Source organism: Rhodococcus sp. WY5 (genome assembly GCF_018588185.1).
Taxonomy (GTDB): Bacteria; Actinomycetota; Actinomycetes; order Mycobacteriales; family Mycobacteriaceae; genus Rhodococcus_F; species Rhodococcus_F qingshengii.
The window spans coordinates 4,458,594-4,480,303 of the sequence record NZ_JAAMPR010000001.1 but is presented as its reverse complement, the minus strand read 5'-3'; the positions used below and the strand labels follow the sequence as shown (position 1 = coordinate 4,480,303).

The 21,710-nt window shown below is 62.9% G+C and carries 20 protein-coding genes; 13 read left to right on the top strand and 7 right to left on the bottom strand.

Annotation, left to right across the window (positions count from 1 at the left end; all coding sequences use genetic code 11):
• The first annotated feature begins 190 nt into the window (after nt 1-190).
• The 4 genes from G4D79_RS20600 (at nt 191) to G4D79_RS20585 (ending at nt 3,833) form a co-directional block, all read left to right on the top strand.
• The gene (locus G4D79_RS20600; RefSeq protein ID WP_214514322.1) at nt 191-871 is read left to right on the top strand and encodes an MBL fold metallo-hydrolase; all 681 of its coding nucleotides are present in this window, start codon (nt 191-193) and stop codon (nt 869-871) included.
• A gap of 15 nt (nt 872-886) precedes the next feature.
• Nucleotides 887-2,158, top strand: a complete 1,272-nt coding sequence (gene hisS / locus G4D79_RS20595; RefSeq protein ID WP_007732972.1) for a histidine--tRNA ligase — start codon at nt 887-889, stop codon at nt 2,156-2,158.
• Nucleotides 2,148-2,777 (top strand): hypothetical protein, encoded by a 630-nt coding sequence (locus tag G4D79_RS20590; protein WP_007732974.1) that lies wholly within the window; start codon nt 2,148-2,150, stop codon nt 2,775-2,777. Before hisS ends, G4D79_RS20590 begins: the two co-directional genes overlap by 11 nt.
• A gap of 66 nt (nt 2,778-2,843) precedes the next feature.
• Nucleotides 2,844-3,833, top strand: coding sequence for a malate dehydrogenase (locus G4D79_RS20585; protein WP_204855792.1), 990 nt, complete (start codon nt 2,844-2,846; stop codon nt 3,831-3,833).
• 12 nt (nt 3,834-3,845) lie between these two features.
• Here the strand turns inward: G4D79_RS20585 and G4D79_RS20580 are convergent, their stop codons facing one another.
• Together G4D79_RS20580 and G4D79_RS20575 are read right to left on the bottom strand one after the other, a co-directional pair.
• Nucleotides 3,846-5,081: a hypothetical protein gene (locus G4D79_RS20580; protein ID WP_308252597.1), complete on the bottom strand. Its 1,236-nt coding sequence runs from the start codon at nt 5,079-5,081 to the stop codon at nt 3,846-3,848.
• Nucleotides 5,078-5,407: a type VII secretion target gene (locus G4D79_RS20575; protein ID WP_037130770.1), complete on the bottom strand. Its 330-nt coding sequence runs from the start codon at nt 5,405-5,407 to the stop codon at nt 5,078-5,080. The genes G4D79_RS20580 and G4D79_RS20575 overlap by 4 nt, the downstream gene beginning before the upstream one ends.
• A gap of 173 nt (nt 5,408-5,580) precedes the next feature.
• On the opposite strand from G4D79_RS20575, the gene otsB reads away from it, so the two are divergent.
• Nucleotides 5,581-6,369 carry a trehalose-phosphatase gene (gene otsB / locus G4D79_RS20570; protein WP_228232714.1) on the top strand — a complete coding sequence of 263 codons (789 nt, stop codon included), beginning with the start codon at nt 5,581-5,583 and terminating at the stop codon, nt 6,367-6,369.
• A gap of 199 nt (nt 6,370-6,568) precedes the next feature.
• Here the strand turns inward: otsB and G4D79_RS20565 are convergent, their stop codons facing one another.
• From G4D79_RS20565 to G4D79_RS20555, 3 genes are all read right to left on the bottom strand, one after another.
• Nucleotides 6,569-7,360 (bottom strand): ABC transporter permease subunit, encoded by a 792-nt coding sequence (locus G4D79_RS20565; protein ID WP_003943323.1) that lies wholly within the window; start codon nt 7,358-7,360, stop codon nt 6,569-6,571.
• Nucleotides 7,360-8,334: an ABC transporter ATP-binding protein gene (locus G4D79_RS20560; protein ID WP_042919882.1), complete on the bottom strand. Its 975-nt coding sequence runs from the start codon at nt 8,332-8,334 to the stop codon at nt 7,360-7,362. The genes G4D79_RS20565 and G4D79_RS20560 overlap by 1 nt, the downstream gene beginning before the upstream one ends.
• 81 nt (nt 8,335-8,415) lie before the next feature.
• The gene (locus tag G4D79_RS20555) at nt 8,416-9,471 is read right to left on the bottom strand and encodes a serine/threonine protein phosphatase (protein ID WP_214514321.1); all 1,056 of its coding nucleotides are present in this window, start codon (nt 9,469-9,471) and stop codon (nt 8,416-8,418) included.
• A 466-nt stretch (nt 9,472-9,937) separates the two neighbouring features.
• On the opposite strand from G4D79_RS20555, the gene G4D79_RS20550 reads away from it, so the two are divergent.
• Genes G4D79_RS20550 through G4D79_RS20540 form a run of 3 tightly spaced genes read left to right on the top strand, consistent with a single transcriptional unit; the run spans nt 9,938 to nt 14,004 of the window.
• On the top strand, nt 9,938-10,558 hold the full coding sequence (locus G4D79_RS20550; RefSeq protein ID WP_250887556.1) for a TetR/AcrR family transcriptional regulator: 621 nt from the start codon (nt 9,938-9,940) through the stop codon (nt 10,556-10,558).
• Entirely contained in the window at nt 10,558-12,306 is a 1,749-nt protein-coding gene (kstD, locus tag G4D79_RS20545) for a 3-oxosteroid 1-dehydrogenase (protein ID WP_214514320.1), read from the top strand. The genes G4D79_RS20550 and kstD overlap by 1 nt, the downstream gene beginning before the upstream one ends.
• Nucleotides 12,307-12,321: 15 nt before the next feature.
• Nucleotides 12,322-14,004 carry an ATP-binding cassette domain-containing protein gene (locus tag G4D79_RS20540; RefSeq protein WP_030536450.1) on the top strand — a complete coding sequence of 561 codons (1,683 nt, stop codon included), beginning with the start codon at nt 12,322-12,324 and terminating at the stop codon, nt 14,002-14,004.
• Between the two features lie 17 nt (nt 14,005-14,021).
• On the opposite strand, the gene G4D79_RS20535 is transcribed toward G4D79_RS20540, so the two are convergent.
• A complete protein-coding gene (locus G4D79_RS20535; protein ID WP_083057267.1) occupies nt 14,022-14,669 on the bottom strand; it encodes a hypothetical protein in 648 nt (215 codons plus the stop codon).
• Between the two features lie 442 nt (nt 14,670-15,111).
• On the opposite strand from G4D79_RS20535, the gene G4D79_RS20530 reads away from it, so the two are divergent.
• On the top strand, nt 15,112-15,666 hold the full coding sequence (locus tag G4D79_RS20530; RefSeq protein WP_003944949.1) for a transglycosylase family protein: 555 nt from the start codon (nt 15,112-15,114) through the stop codon (nt 15,664-15,666).
• Nucleotides 15,667-15,678: 12 nt separating this feature from the next.
• Here the strand turns inward: G4D79_RS20530 and G4D79_RS20525 are convergent, their stop codons facing one another.
• Nucleotides 15,679-16,410, bottom strand: coding sequence for a TetR/AcrR family transcriptional regulator (locus G4D79_RS20525; RefSeq protein WP_214514319.1), 732 nt, complete (start codon nt 16,408-16,410; stop codon nt 15,679-15,681).
• Nucleotides 16,411-16,607: 197 nt separating this feature from the next.
• On the opposite strand from G4D79_RS20525, the gene G4D79_RS20520 reads away from it, so the two are divergent.
• The 4 genes from G4D79_RS20520 to G4D79_RS20505 are packed head-to-tail and all read left to right on the top strand — an operon-like array spanning nt 16,608 to nt 21,632.
• Complete coding sequence (locus G4D79_RS20520) at nt 16,608-18,167, top strand: amino acid permease (protein ID WP_042951823.1); 1,560 nt, start codon at nt 16,608-16,610, stop codon at nt 18,165-18,167.
• A 2-nt stretch (nt 18,168-18,169) separates the two neighbouring features.
• Nucleotides 18,170-19,003 carry an urea amidolyase associated protein UAAP1 gene (locus G4D79_RS20515; protein WP_030536446.1) on the top strand — a complete coding sequence of 278 codons (834 nt, stop codon included), beginning with the start codon at nt 18,170-18,172 and terminating at the stop codon, nt 19,001-19,003.
• The gene (locus G4D79_RS20510) at nt 19,000-19,653 is read left to right on the top strand and encodes an urea amidolyase associated protein UAAP2 (RefSeq protein WP_007728099.1); all 654 of its coding nucleotides are present in this window, start codon (nt 19,000-19,002) and stop codon (nt 19,651-19,653) included. Before G4D79_RS20515 ends, G4D79_RS20510 begins: the two co-directional genes overlap by 4 nt.
• Nucleotides 19,650-21,632, top strand: a complete 1,983-nt coding sequence (locus G4D79_RS20505) for a 5-oxoprolinase/urea amidolyase family protein (protein WP_214514318.1) — start codon at nt 19,650-19,652, stop codon at nt 21,630-21,632. Before G4D79_RS20510 ends, G4D79_RS20505 begins: the two co-directional genes overlap by 4 nt.
• Nucleotides 21,633-21,710 lie beyond the last annotated feature (78 nt).

Here is a 21,710-nt window from a genome sequence, read left to right as displayed (position 1 = left end):
TAGTCCTCCGTATCGCGGGTGGATCGTGGTCGGCCGGCCGAGCGACACCCTGGGGGTCGGCTTCGGCAAGCGGCTCTACTCGTCGTCAGAGTCTCCCATTGCAACCTGAGAACTTACTGGCGGGGCAGCAGCTTAGGCTGTAACCGACAGCGTGTTGTTCGTTTCCACCCTTCGAAGAGGAGTTGCCCCCGTGCTCGTCACTGGTTTTCCGGCCGGGATGTTCCAAACCAACTGCTACATACTCGCTCAGAACGACGCGTGCGAGTGCGTAGTCGTAGATCCGGGTCAGGATGCAGCTGAGCCGCTCTTCGAATATCTGGACTCCAAGGACATGTCGGTCACGGCGGTCCTCCTGACGCACGGTCATCTCGATCACGTGTGGTCGGCCCGCGAGGTCTGTGAGCGGTATTCCGTACCCGCGTACATCCATCCCGAGGATCGCTACATGCTCAGCGATCCGGCACGGGGGATCGGCCCGACGATGAAGGAATTCATTCAAGGCATGACGTTCGTGGAGCCGGACGAGGTGATCGAACTGGCCGACGGAGACAAGATCACCGAGGCCGGAATGACGTTCGTCGTGGACCACACACCCGGGCACACGCAGGGATCGGTGGTGTTCCGCACCCAGGCGAACACCGAGAGCGGGCCCGTGGATTTGGCGTTCACCGGTGACACCCTGTTCCAGGGTTCCATCGGGCGCAGCGACCTGCCCGGCGGAAATCACGAGCAGTTGCTCGCTTCGATCGCCCGCAAGCTATTGGCACTCGGTGACGAGACAGTGGTCCTGCCCGGGCACGGCGGCAACAGTTCGATCGGCGCCGAGCGAAGCTCGAATCCGTTTCTCGTTGGACTCAGCGCACAAGAATAAGGAAAAGTACCTCTCGTGAGTAAAGCCAGCACCTTCTCTGCACCCAAGGGCATTCCGGACTACGTTCCGCCGCAGTCAGCCGAATTCGTCGCCGTTCGTGACGGTTTGACGCGCGCCGCGAGGTTGGCCGGATACGGCCACATCGAATTGCCGATCTTCGAGGACACCGGCCTGTTCGCTCGCGGTGTCGGTGAGTCGACCGACGTCGTCAGCAAAGAGATGTACACATTCGCCGACCGCGGTGACCGTTCGGTGACGTTGCGTCCCGAGGGAACCGCCGGAGTCATGCGTGCGGTCATCGAGCACAGCCTCGATCGTGGACAGTTGCCGGTCAAGGTCAGCTACGCGGGCCCGTTCTTCCGCTACGAGCGCCCGCAGGCCGGTCGCTACCGCCAGTTGCAGCAGGTCGGCGTCGAAGCCATCGGGATCGACGACCCCGCGCTCGACGCTGAGGTCATCGCGATCGCCGACGCCGGATTCCGGTCGTTGGGGCTCGACGGCTTCCGCCTCGAAATCACCTCTCTCGGTGACGACACCTGCCGGCCGCAGTATCGCGAACTGCTGCAGGAGTTTCTCTTTGCACTCCCACTCGACGAGGACACGCGTCGACGCGCCGAGATCAACCCGCTCCGCGTGCTCGACGACAAGCGCCCAGATGTACGCGAGATGACGGCCGGCGCACCGCTCATGCTCGATCACCTGTCCGAGAGCTGCAAGGCGCACTTCGACGAGGTGCTAGCGCACCTGGACGCATTGGGCGTTCCGTACGTCGTCAACCCGCGCATGGTCCGCGGCCTCGACTACTACACCAAGACAACCTTCGAATTCGTGCACGACGGACTGGGTGCGCAGTCCGGAATCGGTGGTGGTGGTCGTTACGACGGTCTGATGGAACAGCTGGGTGGACAGCCGCTCTCGGGCATCGGGTTCGGAATCGGCGTCGACCGCACGGTTCTCGCGCTCGAGGCCGAGGGCAAGTCCGTTGCGCCACCGGCGCGTGTCGACGTCTTCTGTGTACCGATGGGTGCCGAGGCGAAGGCCGCACTGGTGAAGATCGCACATCAGTTGCGTGCCAATGGGATTCGCGTCGACCTGGCGTACGGAAACCGTGGCGTGAAGGGCTCGATGAAGGCAGCTGATCGTTCGGGTGCCGCGATCGCTTTGGTTCTCGGCGAGCGTGAACTCGAAGAGGGCGTTGTCGTTGTCAAACAGTTGGCAACAGGTGAGCAGGAGACAGTGGCGCTCGACCAGGTTGTCGACAAGCTCGGGGAACTCGTTGAGCACTGAGGCCGAACCGGTTTCGCTCGATCTGGTTCCCGTGGCGTTGATCGCGCCGCGGCTGAAGAAATTCGCCGTTGTTGTCGTGGTGTTCGGTGTGGTCGTCGGGTTGATCGTCAGTGTGTTCTCGACGGCGACCGTTGGAGTGATCGTCGGTGCCGTCATCGCGGTGCCGACGTCACTTGCGATCCTGATGACGCTGCGCCGGCACATCACGTTGTACGGCAACAGAGTTCGTGCGCAAGCTGGTTTTCGAACCAACGTCGTCGACGTGGCCGAGGTACTCACGGCGGCATTGACGGTGCGATCCGGCCGGATCAGCGAAGTCAGCTTGACGCTCGGCGACGGACGGTCCACCGTGCGGATCCCGCTCGCGCTGTATACCGCGGGGGGTGGGCGCGAGTTGGAGATCCTTGCACTCCGCAAGCTCGCCGACGCGCTGGCGGCCAGCGAGTTGGTACCGGCTGCCGCGTTGTCCTCGGTGCTGATCGAACAGTTGCGTGCCGAAGCCCGCGGCGCCGGACTCGCCGAGCGTCCGCTCTACCGCGCCGTCGAACTCGTGACGGCGGAGGGACGAGTGCCGAGAACCACACTGACAGACCACGAAGTGGCCGGTTTACTCGACTAGCGTGGAAACCGTTCTTACAGCGTTGTAGAACGGACAGTCGTGAAAACGGCAGGTGAGGAGTCGGCAATGAGTATTGCGCCCGTAACCGTCACGGTAACCGGAGCGTCGGGTCAGATCGCATACGGAATGCTTTTCCGCATAGCTGCGGGGGAGATGCTCGGCGCTGACGTCCCGATCAAACTTCGACTGCTCGAGATTCCTGCCGCCGTGTCCGCTGCCGAAGGCGTTGCGATGGAACTCGAAGACGGCGCATTTCCGTTGCTGAGCTCCATCGACATCACTGACGATCCCGATGTCGCCTTCTCCGGCGCGAACGTCGGGATGCTGGTCGGCGCACGTCCGCGGAGCAAGGGAATGGAGCGTGCCGACTTGCTGAGTGCGAACGGCGCGATATTCACAGCCCACGGGAAGGCGATCAACAACAACGCAGCCTCGGACGTCAAGGTGCTGGTCGTGGGAAATCCGGCCAACACCAACGCGCTCATCGCGATGAACAATGCACCGGATGTGCCCGATACTCGGTTCAGTGCACTGACGCGTCTCGACCACAACCGAGCGATCGCGCAGGTGGTGAAGAAGACCGGGGTTCGTGCGTCGTCGGTGCGCAAGGTGTCCGTCTGGGGAAACCATTCGGCGACGCAGTACCCGGACCTGTCCCACGCGACTGTCGCAGGTGAGCCTGCACTCGCGGTGATCGACGACCGCGACTGGGTGGAGAACGATTTCATCCCGACTGTGCAGGTGCGAGGCACCGCCATCATCGCTGCGCGTGGATCGTCCTCTGCGGCGAGTGCGGCCAGCGCGTCGATCGACCACGTCCGCGACTGGGTGATCGGTACCGCCGAGGACGACTGGGTATCCATGGCCGTCTGTTCGGACGGTTCCTACGGGGTGCCCGAAGGATTGATCTCGTCCTTCCCTGTGACCTGTGCCGATGGCGAGTTCGCTATCGTGCCCGACCTCGCGATCGACGACTTCTCACGCGAACGGGTCGACCTGTCCGTCAGCGAACTGGAGCAGGAGCGTGCGGCGGTGCGGGAGTTGGGCTTCGTCTGAGGTTTGTCTTGATCAGAGATCTCGGAACAGGTACTGATCGGGATCGTCAGCCCCGAGCACGGGCGGCGACACCATCGGCAGATCGTCGACCATCGAATTCTCGTCGCCGGCAGTGACGAGATACCTCGGGATAGTGCGTGACGACTCGTCGTCCCGAGATCCGCGGGGTCCACCGCCCAGCATGCCGCCCGGCGACATGCCGCTACTGCCGACTGTCGACGATGGTGCACCCAGGCCGGGCGTTGCTACCGGAACCGGTTGAACTGCAGCTACTCCCGCTGCACCCCTCACCATTCCGCCGGTAGTGCCACCGCTTCCGCTCACCCATGCTCCGCCAGAGCTTGCCGTCGCACTGGGTGACGGCGACGCGCCGGCTGCGAGTGACGTCGACGGATTGCCTGCGCCCGACAGCCTGTCGACGCCGGTCGGACGCCCGGCGCCGGCCTGTGCAGCCGAGGTTCGAACAGCCTCGGTGCCTGGCTGAGTGGAGTCCGGGTGGGTGGAGTACGGCGCATCACCGGCATCGGTTGAGGCAGAAAGAGGTTGGGCGATCTGACGGGCGGCGTTGTTGATTGCCTCCGCAGTGACCAGGTTGGAGAGTGCCTCACTGGTCGGTGGGGTCGGCACGGGGATCGGTCCGGCAAGGGCGTTCATGGCTGCGGTGTGCCCGAGCATCTCCCCACGCGTCCGAGTCACCGCCGCGACGGCTGCCTGCATGTGTTCAGCTGCCGAGGCAAGCAACATCGCCTGTCCTGGTGGTGTCCACGCGATGGGCGCGGCAGCTGCAACCGTGGTGGCGAAGGACTGCGCGATTGCCGCGAGATTCGCGTTGCCTCGCTGCACCGATTCCGCGGCGGCGGCAGCAGTTTTCGATATCGCGGTTCCGCGTTCGCTCAATTCTGCGCCGCTGCTCTGGGCGGATCGCGACAGTTCGGTCGCGGCGTCACTGCCGGTGCTGTTCCAGGTCTGGCCCACGTCGGCGACCGCGCTTCGGGACAGTCCCATGGCGTGGTCGATGAGAGTGGACGCCTGATCGAAGATGCCGACGGGATCGATGCCCGCAAAAGTGCCTGTGCCGAGACTCTTCCCGAGTTCGATCAAGGGCGCGAACAGATCTTCGATTCCGGGGAGTGCCGGTACCGGTATGCCGGCGAGCATCGATTCGACCACATTGTTCGGCAGTACCGGGGCAGGAGCGCCACCGTGAAGGAATTCGATGACGGTCGTCGAGTCGTCTTCGGTGCTCACGCGGTCGCGCCCGTCGATCCGGCCGCAGCGGTCAGATCTGTTGCGATTGCATGATCTGTGGTGTCGTAGGCCTGCGCGGCTGCACCGGCCGTCGCGGCGTTGCCGGCGTAGAACGTGGCGAGTGCTGCAACATCTTTGGTGTGTGTGGCCTGAGCGCGCGCGAATGCTTCGAGAAATTCGATCCCGACGGGGCCCACGGCCGGTGCGACTGCTGCGATGTTTGCACCCAGATCGACGGCGGCGGCCTGCGCGATGCGTCCTGCCGCTTCGGTCGACGTCGAGCCGTACTTTCGGATGCCGTCAGTGGCGACAGTCAATTCGCTCATCATAACCCCCCAGTTGGTAAGCGTCGTGAGAACTTTAGCGGACCACTGTGGGCCCTTACAGGGAGACGACGCGACCTACTCAGCGGTTCCGGACAACCTGGACGAAGTGGCAGAGATTACATTCGGCTCCGGTGTTGGTATTACGAGTGCGATCGATTTGGCACACTCGAACCATGCGAACCGCTTCGGACGTCATCCTCCGACTCACGTCCGATCCAGCTCGCTGTGGACTGGTGATGGATTTCGACGGCGTGCTTGCACCCATCGTCGACGATCCGTCGGCGAGTGCGCTACTGCCCGGCGCCGAAGACGTGCTTGCGACCCTGGCCGAGCATCTCGGTGTTGTCGGCTTGCTCTCGGGACGGCCTGTGTCGTTCTTGCGAGAGCGGCTCAGCTTGAATTCCGTTGTGCTCATGGGTTCCTACGGCGTCGAGACCTGGACGGACGACGGAATCCACGTGCTTCCGGCCGTCGCGGCGTTCAGTGATGCTGTCGCCGAAGCAGAAGCCGAATTGCGACGCTTGTTCGACTCTCCGGCAGTTCCTGGCATCCATGTCGAGAGCAAAGGCCTTGCGGTGGCCGTGCATTGGCGTCGGGCCGCGGATCGTGCGGTCGCGCAGCGCCTGGTGGAAGCAGCGACGACAGAAATCGCGAGCCGGACCGGGTTGCGGCGTGAGCCCGGCAAGTTGGTCGAGGAATTGCGCCCACCAGTTGAGGAGGACAAGGGGACAGGCCTCCTTCGCGCGATCGCGGCCGCAGGGGTCGACGTCGTCGCGTACGCGGGCGACGACCGGGGTGACCTACCGGCCTTTGCCGCTGTCCTTGCCTCGGGTGGAGAAGCGTTGGTGGTCAAGGGCGACGACATCGCACCGGAAGTGGCTGCTGTCGACGGCGTCCAGTTCGACGGCCCGCAGGCATTCCTCGATTGGATGAAAGAGCTTGCCGCGCAACTGGAACGCTGACGCGTAAGGTCAGTCTGCCAGGAACTCGACCAGGTCTTATTTCGAGGTGCCGCGTCCGCGGGGCAGAGTGACGCGAACCCGCGGGTGCCCTGTTCCTTGGCGTGATCGACAAGCGCTGCGGGTTCTGTCAACGCGAAACTGGCCGCACCGGAAGGGCTCCGGTGCGGCCAGTTTTGGTCTTGGTCGGTTTGCGACTCGGTCAGGCGTCGCGCTTGTTGACGACGGCGATGCTGATTCCGAATATCACCAGCACAAACGCTGCGAAGTAGAACAAGCTTCCCCAAGGGCCCCAATGGAAATTGGTGCTCGAACCCGAAGAGAGGAAGTGGTCGGCGTTGGCGAACGGGAGGAACGGTGTGACGTTTCTGCCGAAGGATCCGAACATGCCGAACAGGCTCTCGATGAGCAGTGGCCACAGCAGCAGTAGTGCAATGGCGCCGGCGGACTGACGAAGGAGTGCTCCGACGGCGATGGCAAGGGCAACGCAGAGGAACGCGAAGATCGGTACGCCGTAAACGGCGCGCCAGGCGTCGGCGTTGTCCAGTGCCAGATTGGTGGAACCTTCAGAGCCTGCCGCAGCTTTGGTGATGAATACCGCGCCGAGCATGAGAACGAAGGACAGCACCGCGCCGAAAGCCCCGATCAGGCCGGCTTTGGCGATCAGAACCGAAGCCCGACTCGGGATGGCCTGGAAGGTGGTACGGATGATGCCGAAGCGGTACTCGCTGGTGATCGCGAGCGCCGCCATGATCATCAGGACCATGACGCCGAATCCGGATACTCCTAGCCCCGCGTCGTTGAACGTGGGGAGGAATTTCTCGAAATCAGGAGTTCCTGATGCGGCTTCGTCGTTGTACGCCTGAATGCTCGAACTCGACGAACGCCCGATCATCCAGGCGACGCCCAACCCTAGGACGATGATTGTGATCGTGCACCACAGCGGCGACTTGGTCGTGGTGATCTTGATACGTTCAGCACTGAGAACAGCCATTACAGTGCACCTCCCATAGCGTGCTGTGTGTTTGCGTGGTGGGCTCCGGCGCCCGGATCGATACCGGATGCGTGGTACTGGACATCGTCCCCGGTCAACTTCATGAACGCATCCTCGAGCGATCCCTGCACAGAAGCCAACTCGTGCAACACGATTCCCTGCGAACCAGCCAACCCACCGATCACATCGGTGGTCGAATCCACGACCACCAACACCGGCTCCGATCCTGAATGTTCCTCGCGGACAGTCAGTCCCTGGGCAGTCAATGCGGCATGGAGAGCGTCCAATTGTGGGCTGCGCACGCGCACCGTCGACTCCGACGAACGATCCACGAACTCCGCGACCGTCGAATCCGAAATCAACCGACCCCGACCGATCACCACCAACTGCTCCGCCGTGAGCGCCATCTCCGACAGGAGGTGACTCGACACGAGCACCGTGCGGCCCTCGGCCGCCAACCGCTGCATGAACTTACGAATCCAGACGATGCCCTCCGGATCGAGACCGTTGACCGGCTCGTCGAACAACAACACCTTCGGATCCCCCAACAACGCACCCGCCAACCCCAGACGCTGCGACATACCGAGCGAGAACCCGCCGGCCTTCTTGCCCGCCACCTCGGACAACCCGACCAACCCGAGCACCTCGTCGACGCGGGACTTCGGGATCCCGTTCGAAGCAGCCATCCACTGCAGATGCGCACGCGCACTGCGATTGGGGTGCACCCACTTCGCATCCAGCAACGCACCCACCGTCCGCAACGGCGTCTTGAGCTCCCGGTACGGCTTGCCCTCGATCAACGCCGCACCCGACGTCGGCTGATCCAAACCCAGGATCATCCGCATCGTCGTCGACTTACCGGCACCGTTCGGGCCCAGGAAGCCCGTCACGATGCCCGGCTTGACCGTGAACGACAAATCGTCCACCGCTTTCGTCGGTCCGTAAACCTTGGTCAATCCCCTCAGTTCAATCATGAGGAGAACTGTGCCCTACCGGCACTGACCAGCACATCGGTCCCGAGGATGACATGAACCCTGAGATGTGAATACGGCAGTTCAGGGAAAACCCTGTGCTCGACCGGAAGGCGGAACTGGCGCGGCCTGCGGGTAGGGCGCATCGAAGTCGCCGTCGAACAATCGCCAGTAGAAGTCGTTCATCCTCGCAGCGGCGGGCGCGTGCCGTGTCACGATCGCGGCCACCTCTGGTGTCACATCACCTGGAATATGACCTGTGGCGCATCGTCGTACGTACTGGTTGCGGGCGACTGGTCCGCCGCTCGTCGGCCTCGGTACCCCGCAGACCTCGGTCACCAGCCAGTTGACCAGAAGCATGGCGGCGTAGTCGGCGTCATGAGTGGCGTGGCGCCGGACGAAGTCGTGCTCGGCAGTCGACAGGTCGAAGTGTGGGGATGTGGCCAGTCCGAAGTCGGTGAGATAGATCCGCTCCATGTCGGTGCGCATGTTGCCGAAATGTCCGTCCATGTGCAGCAACTGTCGATCGCGCAAGAATGCCACGATCTCCGAAAACTGTCGCTCGACTTCGGCAGCTTTGGCGGACGGGTTGTCTTCCAGCCAATTCGAGATCGGGTGTTCGATGTACTCGCAGAACAGTACGAGGCTGCACGGCGCAGCGGCAAGCGCTTCGAGACGGGTCCGCACTTCACGGCTGGCGCCGGCGGTGTGAACGGAATCGATGTCGGCGTGTTCGGCCGCAACGGGCGAACGTCCGGGAAGTATCCGCCAGTGGTAAAGCATTGGGAACGACTGTGTTTCGCCGGCCAGAACGGCATCGGTGACCACGATGTTCGCGGCCAGTTCTCGCCAGGCGTTGAAGCTTGGGCCACCAATGCCGTACTGGCAGAACGTCGGCAGATCGAAATGGTTGGAAGTAGAGCCCACCTCGGCGATTTCCCGCACGCTCAGTGGGATGCGTTTGGTGAATACCGGAACGCCGTTGAGCCTGTTGTCATAGACCCTGATCACTCCTGCGGCGCCACCTACGCCGACACTCGAGATTTGAACGGCGTCGACCAGTCGGGCCAGTTCGACATCGTTCTGGGAAGACAGGAACGCCGACAGCATTCGGTGGCGGTCAATCCTGACGTCTGTCATTCCACGACTGTGCCACAGGCTCGTCCGGCTTCGATTTCGCGGAGCCGCCTGTCGAAGTCACCGATTCTGGCGGTGTCCTCGTAGTAGTCCTCTTGCTCGATGATCTTTCCCACTTGGTCCGAACGAGAAGCACTGTTCGATTTCGATAGATGACGGCGCCGTCGGGGCCGAGGGCTCGGTCGTCGAAACGGGCGAGCAGGGTCATGCGCCAGAGCGGACCACCGAAATACGCTTCGGTGACCGCGCCTTGAAGCCCCGCATCGACAAATTCTTGGAGAAACGTCTCGATTCGGTCCCCATCGCTTCATCTTCGAAGCTTGTCGTGGCATCGAATGCCCTGTCAACGAAATGCCCGGGTCTGCTGATATCTGACAGAGAATTGGATATTGACAGTGACTGTCACAATAGGTGAGACTCGCATTATCGAGAACGGCCGGATCTCGGCCGAGGCGGGAGGACGTTGCTGATGTCACTACGGGAGAGACAGCGGTTGCAGGTGCGAGCCGACATTCAACGTGCGGCATTCGATCTGTTCGCGCGTGACGGTTTCGAGGACGTGACCACCGAGCAGATTGCGGCGGCAGCGGGGGTGTCGGCGAGTACGTACTTTCGGCACATTCGTAACAAGGAGGATCTGCTGTTGGATCCGGTCAGGCAGGGCGGTGCCGGAATCGTGACGTTGCTCGAGGATCGCCCGGCATCCGAGTCGGCTGATCTTGCGATATCACGGGCAATCCTCGAGCGTTCCAATGCTTTCGAGTCCGCGGAGATCGATCAGTGGCGATCGGCGTTCCGTACCGCGCCGCACCTGATGGATCGTGTCGCTCTGATCGCGCCCGAGCATCGTGATCGGTTGGTCGAGTTGGTGGCGCAACGTATGCAACTCGATCCGGAAAACGACAGCCGCCCAGGACTTCTCGTTCATTTGATGTTGGCAGCGGCGGAGTTCGGTTATCGGCAATGGATACGTAACCCTCACAAGCGCGGGGCATCACTTCCCGTGTGCGTCGAGGGGGCGCTCGACGCAGTTCGGGGATCCCGGTGGCACACGCAGGACGAAGATGACACGAAAGGTCGTGACCAGTGATGGACGAGAACTCTCAGGGCGCCGCGCCGCCCGTAGTGGATGTCGTTGTTGTCGGATCGGGGGCTGCCGGCATGTCCGCAGCCATCACCGCAGCCCGCAACGGACTCTCGACGATACTCGTGGAGAAGTCCGAATACTGGGGCGGTTCGTCGTCCCGGTCCGGGGGCGGCGTGTGGATTCCGGGAAACTCGATACTTCGCCGCGAGGCACCGACAGATGATATCGACTCTGCGCGAACATATCTGAAGAGCATTGTCGGAGAGGATGCAGACGCCGACCGAATCGACACGTATATCGATCGGGGTCCGGAAGCCCTCGATTTCCTGATTCGTCACTCTGCGTTGGAGCTCGAATGGGTGAAGGGGTACTCCGACTACTTTCCCGAGGCACCTGGCGGACGTGCAAGCGGCCGCTCGTGCGAGCCGCGCCCGTTCGACGCGCGAGCTCTGGGCGACGATCTTGCGACACTTCATCCGCCGTACATGAAGGTTCCGCTCAACATGGTTGTCCAACAATCTGATTACCGTTGGCTGAGCACGGGGATCCGGCATTGGCGGGGTCCGGTGCGGATGCTTCGGGTAGGAATGAGATCTCTGGCCGCAAGAGCTCGGAGGAAGAAGCTGATCGGGCTCGGGCCGGCGCTCATGGCCGAACTGATGCTCGGAGTTCGGGACGCCGGAGTGACGGTGGAGCTCGGGACGAGGCTTGTGGATTTGGTGACCGACAGTGATCGTGTCGTGGGTGTGCGACTCGAGTCCGGGGGAGTGCAGACCACCATGCACGCTCGATGCGGTGTCATCCTCGCGTGCGGCGGGTTCGACAACAACGACGACATGCGAGGCGAGTACCAGCGACGGCCGAGTAGCGCGCAGTGGACTCTCGGGGCACCGACCAATACCGGGGATGGCATCCGTGCAGCTCTACGCGTCGACGCCGCAATTTCGTACATGGACGACGCGTGGTGGGCCCCGTCGATTCCACTGCCCAAAGGCCCGTGGTTCGCCTTGGCGGAACGCTCGTTGCCTCGCAGCCTCATGGTCAACGCCAGCGGTCAGCGCTTCATGAACGAGTCACTTCCCTATGTCGAAGCGGCACACGCCATGTTCGGCGGAAAGTACGGCCGAGGTGAAGGACCCGCTGAGAACATCCCGGCTTGGCTGATCTTCGATCAGACGTACCGTGACCGTTACCTGTTCGCGGGGGTTCCGGCGCGCAGGCCGATACCTCGGTCGTGGATCGAATCGGGTGCGATCGTGCGAGCTGGATCGATTGCCGAACTCGCTGCCGAGATCGGAGTGCCGGGCGATGCGCTGTCCGCGACCATCACACGATTCAACAGTCACGCGCGCGACGGAGTCGATCGCGACTTCGGCCGTGGGACAAGCAGATACGACCACTACTACGGCGATTGCACCAACAAGCCCAATCCCAGCCTCGGAGAACTCACGAAGGGTCCGTTCTATGCCGCGAAGATGGTGCCTGGAGACCTGGGGACCAAAGGCGGCATCAACACGGACGCTCGCGCGCGAGCGTTGCGCGCCGACGGTTCGGTCATCGACGGGCTCTACGCAGCAGGTAACACCAGCTCACCGGTGATGGGTCATACCTATGCCGGTCCAGGTGCAACTATCGGTCCCGCAATGGTTTTCGGATATCTGGCGGCGCTAGATGCGGTCGGACGATCCCAGAACGGTAGTGGACTCGAGACCGAAGGCAGGAATAATGGTTTGGCAGATCGCCGTGGGTAGGGTTCTCTTGACAGCGTGACCCACCTCAACATCGCCGACGTCGACTACTTTCTCCCTGATGGTCGGCAACTGCTCAGCGGTGTCAGCTTTCGGGTCGGCAACGGTGCAAAAACTGCACTGATAGGCCCCAACGGGACTGGTAAGACGACGTTGCTCCGCATTGTCGCCGGAGACGTCGTCGCCGACGAGGGCGCTGTCACTCGATCCGGAACACTGGGCGTGATGCGGCAATTCGTCGGCCAGGTTCGCGACGAGTCCACCGTGCGCGATCTTCTGTTGTCCGTCTCGCCGGCACGGATCCGGGACGCAGCACTGGCGCTCGATACGGCAGAAAACGCGATGATCGAGCGCGACGAGGAATCAACTCAAATGAAGTATTCGCATGCGCTGGCCGATTGGGCCGACGTGGGCGGCTACGAGACCGAAGACTTCTGGGACAAGGTCACTACCGCGGCTCTCGGTGTTCCCTATGACCGTGCGAAGTGGCGCGCGGCCAACTCCCTCAGTGGTGGCGAGCAGAAACGGTTGGTTCTCGAAGCACTGTTCGCTGGGCCCGACGACGCACTCCTGCTGGACGAGCCGGACAACTACCTCGATGTTCCGGGCAAGCGATGGCTGGAGAAGACGATCTCGGAATCGTCGAAAGTGGTTTTGTTCGTCAGCCACGACCGCGAACTGATCGCCAACGCGGCCACCCACATCGTGACGCTCGAGCCCGGAATCAGCGGCGCAACGTCGTGGACCCACGGCGCTGGGCTGGCCAGCTACCACCAAGCCCGCGAGGATCGCAACGCTCGATTCGAAGAACTGCGCCGACGCTGGGACGAGGAGCACGCGAAATTACGTGCCCTGGTTCTGCGATTGCGTGAAAAGGCCAAGTTCAACGACGGCGTCGCTGCGCGGTATCACGCCTCGCAAACCAGGTTGGCGAAGTTCGAGGAGGCAGGGCCACCCGAAGCGATTCCACTTCAGCAGAAGGTGACGGTTCGGCTGGCGGGCGGGCGAACCGCCAAGCGCGCGTTGGTATGTCAAGATCTCGAGCTGACCGGATTGATGAAGCCTTTCGACACCGAGATCTGGTACGGAGATCGGGTTGCCGTGCTGGGCTCCAATGGATCCGGAAAGTCGCATTTCCTTCGGCTCTTGGCGGGTGGGGGGACCGATCCGGGGAGCGAGCATCTGCCCGTCGAGGCGCTCGACATCGCGCCGGTCGAGCACGGGGGTAATGCGACGCTGGGTGCCCGGGTACGTCCCGGATTGTTTGCGCAGACACACTCCAGGCCCGATCTGACCGGAAACACGCTGCTCGAGATCCTGCACATGGGCGACGAACACCGCAGCGGAATGGGACGCGAAGCGGCGAGCCGCGCGCTGGACCGTTACGGATTGTCCCAAGCTGCGGAACAGAAGTACGACGACCTGTCCGGCGGTCAGCAGGCACGATTGCAGATCCTGCTCCTCGAGCTCTCCGGCGCCACGATGTTGTTGCTCGACGAACCGACCGACAACCTTGACCTTCATTCGGCTGACGCGCTCGAGCAGGGCATTGCTCAGTTTGCCGGCACGGTCATCTCGGTCACGCACGATCGCTGGTTCGCGCGCGGGTTCGACAGGTTCCTCGTCTTCGGATCGGACGGGAACGTGTACGAGAGCGAGTCGCCGGTGTGGGACGAGGCCAGGGTCGAACGAGCGCGCTGAGATCGAGCAGCCGCTCCCTACCTGGGGAGAGGCGGCAGCTCGTCGATCACCGCGCGAAGAAGGCCCAGATCGCTGCGATCCGATCGAGGCGGGGGACAGCGCGAAAGATCGAGCTGTGTCGGAAAGCGCCACACAACGCGACCTGGATCTACCCTGTTCACCGCCGAGTACCAGTGGGTGAGGGGCTCGGCGAGCGCCGCGTGAAGCTCGAAATGCCGTCGTCGGCGGCTGGGGTCTCCTTCGCGCTGAAGTAGAAGCTGCCCCGGTGACGGTATCGAGATGACGGTCAGATCCGCGAAACCCAGTTCGAGGTGCTCGAAAGCTGTCTCGACTGCCGCGAGCTCGTACTCGAATCGCTCCCGAGGTGCTGCGCCCACCGCAGCGAGACACCAGCTGTAGTGCAGTTTCAGCGGGTCGCTGTCGCAGAGCGCGATACCGGTTCTCGCTTCGAGATCTTCCGCTTGCGACCATCGCTTCGAATTGACCGTTGTCCAGTAACTTGCCTGCACTTCGAGGTTGGTTCCATCCGGTTCGAACCCGGTGGGCTGATATTCGGCCACGAATTCCTCGACGACCGATTCATTCGTCATCTGGGCTCGGCACCAAGTGGTCTTGCCGGCGGCGCTGGGTCCTTCTACTGCGATGATCACCAGTTGATTCTCCATAACGATTGGGGCGGTTGGTTTTTGCCCGTTGCCAGGAATCTCTTAACATCCGAAGGGGGGGCTCCTTCGTGGTCCGACACGGCCTTTTTCGGTGCGGTGGGTCACAAAATCGCAGTGACGGTTGACACATAACGGACGGATAACGATCGGTATGGTTGAACCTCGAATCAACTAGTTGACCTGTGGTTATTTCTTGAAACTCGACTGAATCTGGTACGGCAGTGCCGGTAAACTGCCCCGTGACCAATCCGTGACCATCACCTACGGTCGTTGACAGCCCGAAACTACCGGGCAAACACCGACCCGCAACTGCGTGCTTCTGCCCCGCGGGTCCGGTACTCCCGAAACCTTCGCGGGGCAGGAGTGAAACAGACGAGTCGATCGACGAGACGTGAAAGCGTCCGGGCCGACCTCGTCCGCGGTAGCGGAGAGGATTTACCCAATGACCAGCATCACCTTCAAGCGCGCCCTCGGCGCAGTTGCAACCGCAGGCGCAGTCGTCGCGATCCCGCTCGCCATGAGCACCGGCACCGCTTCGGCAGCCGGCCACGACTGGTCCGGAGTCGCAAACTGCGAGTCCTCCGGTAACTGGGCCGCCAACACCGGAAACGGCTTCTACGGTGGTCTGCAGTTCACGCAGAGCACCTGGAACGCATTCGGTGGATCGGGCAACGCTGCCAACGCCAGCCAGGCCGAGCAGATCCGTGTCGCCGAGAACGTTCTCGCAGGCCAGGGCGTCGGCGCATGGCCCGTCTGCGGTCAGTACCTGACCACCGGCACCACCGCAGGCAACTACGAGGCCGCAGCCGCCCCCGTCACCGCTGAGGCTTCCGTCGAGTCGGCTCCGGCAGCAAGCACCGGAAGCGGCAACTACGTGGTCAAGGCAGGCGACACCCTGTCGAAGATCGCTGCTGCACACGGCATCTCGCTCGAGAACCTCGCCAGCCAGGTTCCGAACATCAACCTGATCTTCCCGGGACAGTCCCTCTCGGTCTAGTCTCGTGGCCGTTTAGGTCCTCAATGCGTCGAAATTGTCCGGAGCTGATGCAGCCCCGGGCAATTTCGGCGTTTCTGCGTTCGCAATGAGCGTTGCCGCTTCCGTATGGATGGGGTCAAGATCCTGGCGCCACCCAAGAATGTGCAGCGCCGACCCGGCGATGACGGCGGCGTCGGGAATCGGGGTGCCTTCGAGCGCGTCGGCTCGCGCGCTGATCACGCTTTCTACCAGGCGAAACGGAAGCTCGGCCAGGTGCGTTGATGATGGATCGTCAATCGCGTCGAGCACATCCTGGGCGAGTGCCCGGTATTGCTCGCGAAGCCGATCGCGATCGGCTCGGAACGACATGAACCTGTCACTTCTCAGTTCCGGTAAGAGATAAAGGACGCCGAGGTTCCACCGTCCGGTGATCAGTTGTGCCGCGTCGATGTACGAAAGTGCGTACAGCTTGACCTCGGGTGCGGTGTCGAGTGGCCTGAGATTCTCCGCGAAGTCGAGCGCCGGCGTCACGGTGTCGGCGAGAAGTGCAACCAGAATGTCGTCCTTGGTGGCGAAATGGTTGTACAGCGACGCCTGACGCATTCCGACTGCTTCGGCGATGTGGCGTGTGGACGTCGCGGCGAAGCCTCGGATGGTGAACAGTTCAGCGGCTGCATCCAAGATCTCCGCCCGGGCAGTGCCACCCGGGCGTCGGCGAGCGGTCAGGCGGGGTCTTCCGGGGCCGGCGTTGGTCACGCCTTCCATAGTGGCAGGCTGCGGCCTTACGTGCGGGATGGCCGCCGCTGTGAGCATTCGGTCACGTGCTCGAAACGTACTCAACGAGCCTGTTACAGAATCAGGCGAATCGTATACGCGGGCGTCACCTGCGGCGAGTGGATTTCGCGAAAACTATCAATCGACAGTTATTCGCCTCTGAATCGCTTCGCCGAAGGAGTACGCCGTTGAGTGCAACAACCCCGGCTGCGCAGCCCACCACCGCTTCCGCACTCGCCTCTTCGCCTCACGACGACGGTGACCTCGCGGAGTTCGGCTACGAGCAGCAGCTGCATCGATCGCTGGGAAAGTTCGCGTCTTTCGCCGCGGGCTTCTCCTTCGTCTCCATCCTCACCACGATCTTCCAATTGTTCGGCCTCGGTTTCGGTTTCGCGGGTCCGGCATTCTTCTGGACGTGGCCGGTCGTCTTCATCGGTCAGTTCATGGTCGCTCTCAACTTCGCGGAACTTGCTGCCAGATATCCGATTTCGGGTGCCATCTACCAGTGGTCGCGGCGGATGGGTGGTGAGATCGTCGGCTGGTTCGCCGGTTGGTTCATGATTCTCGCTCAGATCGTCACTGCATCGGCCGCCGCGATCGCCTTGCAGGTCGTGCTCCCCAATGTGTGGAGCGGGTTCCAGATCATCGGCGAGGACAGCGCACTCACCTCATCGAGTGGTGCCGCCAACGCCGTGCTGCTCGGATCGGTACTTCTGGTTCTGACCACCTTTATCAACTGCATCGGCGTCAACTGGATGTCGCGTATCAACAACATCGGCGTGACCTGCGAAATCGTCGGTGTCATCGCAGTGATCGGGATGTTCTTCACCCACGCTCAGCGCGGACCGGACGTCGTCTTCGACACCGGCAGTGCCGGCGGTCAGCCCGGATACGCCTGGGCGTGGATCATGTCCGGACTGATGGCTGCTTACGTCATGGTCGGCTTCGGTTCGGCAGGCGAACTGGCCGAGGAGACCCGCAACCCCCGACGCGTCGCACCTCGTACGATCCGGCTTGCACTGTCCGCTTCCGCGCTCGGCGGCGGCTTGATGATCCTCGGCGCGTTGATGGCAGCGCCCTCACTGACCGACGGACGCCTGGCCACGGAAGGTTTGCCGTACGTACTGACATCGATTCTCAGTTCCCCGTGGGGCACGGTCTTGTTGATCGACGTCTCGATCGCAGTGTTCGTGTGCACCTTGGCCATTCAGACTGCTGCTTCACGGCTGATGTTCTCGATGGCCCGCGACGGGCGGCTTCCTGCCTCGCAGGTACTGGCAAAGGTCAACCCCCGCACCGGAACACCTATCGCGCCGTCCGTCCTCATCGGTCTGGTCTGCATTGCCGTCCTGGCCGTCAACGTGGGCAACTCGGCAATTTTTGCAACCCTGTCCAGCGTATGCATCATCTTGATCTACTTGGCCTACCTCATGGTGACCGTGCCGCTGCTGGTTCAGCGTCTCAAGGGATGGCCTCGCACGGCAGTCGGCCCCAAGTTCGACGCCGAAGGCAAAAAGCTTTTCTCCCTGGGCATCTGGGGAGTTCCGGTCAACATCGCCGCGGTTGTGTACGGCGCGCTGATGGTGATCAACCTGTCCTGGCCACGAGCCGAGATCTTCAACCCCACCGGGGAGTACCCCATTCTGCAGTGGGCCGCGCCCATCACGGTAGCGCTGGTCGTGGGGCTGGGAGTCGCTTGCTTCCCACGTGGCCGCGCCACCCCGAATCCCGTCACGATCGGAGCCTGACCATGAGTACTCAGACCACCGCCGGAGCGCGCGAGCATGCCCGGTCTCAAGCTGGAACGATCACCGATTCCATGCCCGTATTGCCGGCAACGCGTTGGCCGAACCCACCCGAAGACGTCGCTCCCGAACGTCTGACCTGGGCTGAGACCGTGCCGGGTGGGCGGTACACGACCAAGGTTCTCGCACGTGGAACCCGATTGCGACTTCGCGACATCGCTGGCAGCGCCTGCGCAAACATCTTGCTCTATCGCGCCGACGCCCCCTGGGAGCGTCTCAACGTCGCCGATACCGTCAAGGTGCCATGGCAGGCCTATCTCGGCGTCGGGCACCCGTTGCTCTCCGATCAGGGGCGAGTACTTGCGACCGTGGTCGCAGACACGTCGGGTCACCACGACGCGTTCTGCGGAACGACGTCACGCGCCACCAACGAGGCGAAGTACGGGCAGGGTTCGCTGCACAGTGCCTCACCCGCCGGTCGTGAACTGTTCACCGTCGCTGCCGCGAAGAACGGGCTCGGGCCGCAGGACATCGCGCCTCCGTTGTCCTTCTTCCATGGTGTCCGCGTCGAGGCGGACGGCGCTCTCACCAGTACGGGTTCCGCCGGCGCCGGCGCGACGGTCGATCTTCTGATCCACCTGCCGGTCATCGTGATGATCGCCAACACCGCGCACCCACTCGATCCGGCGCCGCAGTTTCCCACCACGTCCCTCGAAGTGCTCGCGTGGAAGGCCGCCGACGAACTCGGCAGCCTTGACGATCTCGGGCCGGAATACCAACGCGCAGTGCTCAATACCGAAGATGCCTGGACGGCTTCGAACCTGGAGGAGATCGCATGACCACCACCTTGGATGTCCCCGCCCTCGTTCCCGGAACGGTGATCCTCGACGAGATTGCTGACGCATTCGGGCCGTGGTCCGCAGTTGTCCGTGCCGGTGACGTTCTGACCATCGTCGATCTACACGGAAATCAAGCCGTCGACACCCTCGTCTACGCCGGTGACGATCACAGCGTTCGGTACTCGGCAGCAGCGACGGTCACAGCCCAGAAGAACCTGTTTCTGTCCACAGGCTCCGTGCTCCGCAGTGACGACGGAACTCCACTCATGACCCTGGTCGCAGACGAGGTCGGAAACCACGACACCGTCGGCGGCGCGTGCTCACAGGAATCGAACACCCTGCGATACGGCCACCACACCAAGCATCAGCACGCGTGCGTCGAGAACTTCCTCGTCGAGGGCGCAAAATGGGGGCTCGGTAAGCGGGACCTGGTGTCCAACATCAACTTCTTCATGAACGTCCCGGTCGACCCCGACGGCACACTCGGAATCGTCGACGGACTGTCGGCACCAGGCAAGCGGCTCGCGTTGCGTGCCGAACGTGACGTGCTCGTCCTCGTGTCCAACTGCCCGCAGATCAACAACCCGTGCAACGGCTTCGATCCCACGGCCGTCCGCATGATCGTCACACGGCCGGGAGCAGACGAATGAACGCAAAACTGACCATCGTGCGTCCCGGAATGCTGACGACGGTTCAGGACTATCCAGGACGCGTCGGATACTGGCAGATCGGAGTCCCACCATCGGGCCCGATGGACGACCTGTCGTTTCGGTTGGGAAACACCGCACTCGGAAACCCCGAAGGCGCCCCCGGCATCGAATACGCGATGGCCGGACCTGCCATGACGTTCGACGAAGACACCACGGTCTGCATCACAGGTGCCCCGGTGTCGGTGACCGTCGACGGCGTCGTACACGGTCAGTGGCGTCCCGTTCTCGTCCCCGCTGGATCGGTGCTCGACGTCGGAACGGTCAGCGGCCCGGGACTGCGCATCTACGTACTCGTACAGGGCGGAATCGAGACCGACGACTATCTCGGCAGTGCGTCGACCTTCACCCTGGGCAGGTTCGGGGGACACGAAGGTAGGACTCTGCGGGCAGGAGACGTTCTCAAACTCGGACAGGCGACCGGGGTCGCGGGAGCTGTTCCCGCCGAGCATGTTCCGGCGATACACACGTGCTGGGAACTTGCGGTGACCGAGGGCCCGCACGGGGCGCCGGAGTTCTTCACCCGCTCCGACATCGACACGCTGTACGCGACCGAGTACGAGGTCCACTTCAACTCCGACCGCACCGGTGTCCGGTTGATAGGTCCGAAACCAGACTGGGCCAGAACCACCGGCGGCGAAGCCGGACTTCACCCTTCGAACATCCACGACAACGCGTATTCGATCGGTGCACTCGACTTCACCGGCGACACGCCCATCCTCCTCGGACCAGACGGACCGAGCCTCGGCGGCTTCGTCTGCCCGATCACGGTGGTGTCCGCTGATCGCTGGAAGCTCGGACAGTTGGCTCCCGGGAACAAGATTCGCTTCGTGCCGGTCCGCGCCGAACGGGCAGCCTCCCGGCGTGACCTCGGAGTATCGCGTCGAGCGTCCAATTCGGTTGTTCATTCCTCCGGTGGTGACGGCGACGACGGCGTCATAGCCCGTCGTGACGGCGACACCACGGTCACGTACCGGCGCTCAGGCGACGACAACGTTTTGGTCGAATACGGCGACATGAATCTCGACCTGGCGTTACGTGCGCGTGCTCATGCACTGCATCAGCGACTCGAAGCCGAGAAGCCGGCCGGACTACTCGATCTCACCCCGGGAATCCGCAGCCTGCAGGTCCGCGTTGACCCGGACGTGCTGCCCGTCCGCAAGCTGATGGGAATGCTCGCCGAGGCGGAGGACACCTTGCCGGCGGCCAACGAACTCGTTGTGCCCAGTCGCACTGTGCGGATGCCACTGTCGTGGGACGACCCGGCTACGCGCGAAGCGATCCAGCGGTACATGCACGGGGTTCGCGCCGACGCGCCGTGGTGCCCGTGGAACATCGAGTTCATCCGCCGGATGAACGGTCTCGAATCCGTGAACGACGTGTTCGACACCGTCTTCGGCGCCGAATACATGGTGCTCGGACTCGGTGACGTCTACCTCGGAGCGCCGGTCGCGACGCCGCTCGATCCGCGTCATCGTCTGGTCACGACCAAGTACAACCCCGCCCGCACCTGGACCCCCGAAAACGCCGTCGGGATCGGTGGGGCGTACCTCTGCATCTACGGCATGGAAGGCCCAGGCGGGTACCAGTTCGTCGGACGTACGACGCAGGTGTGGAATCACCGCCACCCCGCGAAGTCCGGGCCGTTCGAGGAGGGCACTCCGTGGTTGCTGCGATTCTTCGACCGGATCTCCTGGTACCCCGTCGAGCCGGAAGAGTTGATGGATCTGCGCGCGGACACCGCCGCCGGCCGCGGCGGGGGCGTCGAGATCGAGGACGGCAGCTTCTCGCTGGCCGAGCATCAGGAGTTCCTCGCGTCGAACTCGCGCTCGATCGAGGAGTTCCGCGCGATGCAGTCCGTCGCGTTCGGGGCCGAGCGTCAGCGCTGGTCCGACGCAGGGGAGTTCGCGCTGCCCGGTTGATGGTCGAGTGAGCACCCTTTTCCTCGAGTGAGCACCGCTTCCAGAGTGTCGGAAGCGGTGCTCACTCAGCAGTAACGG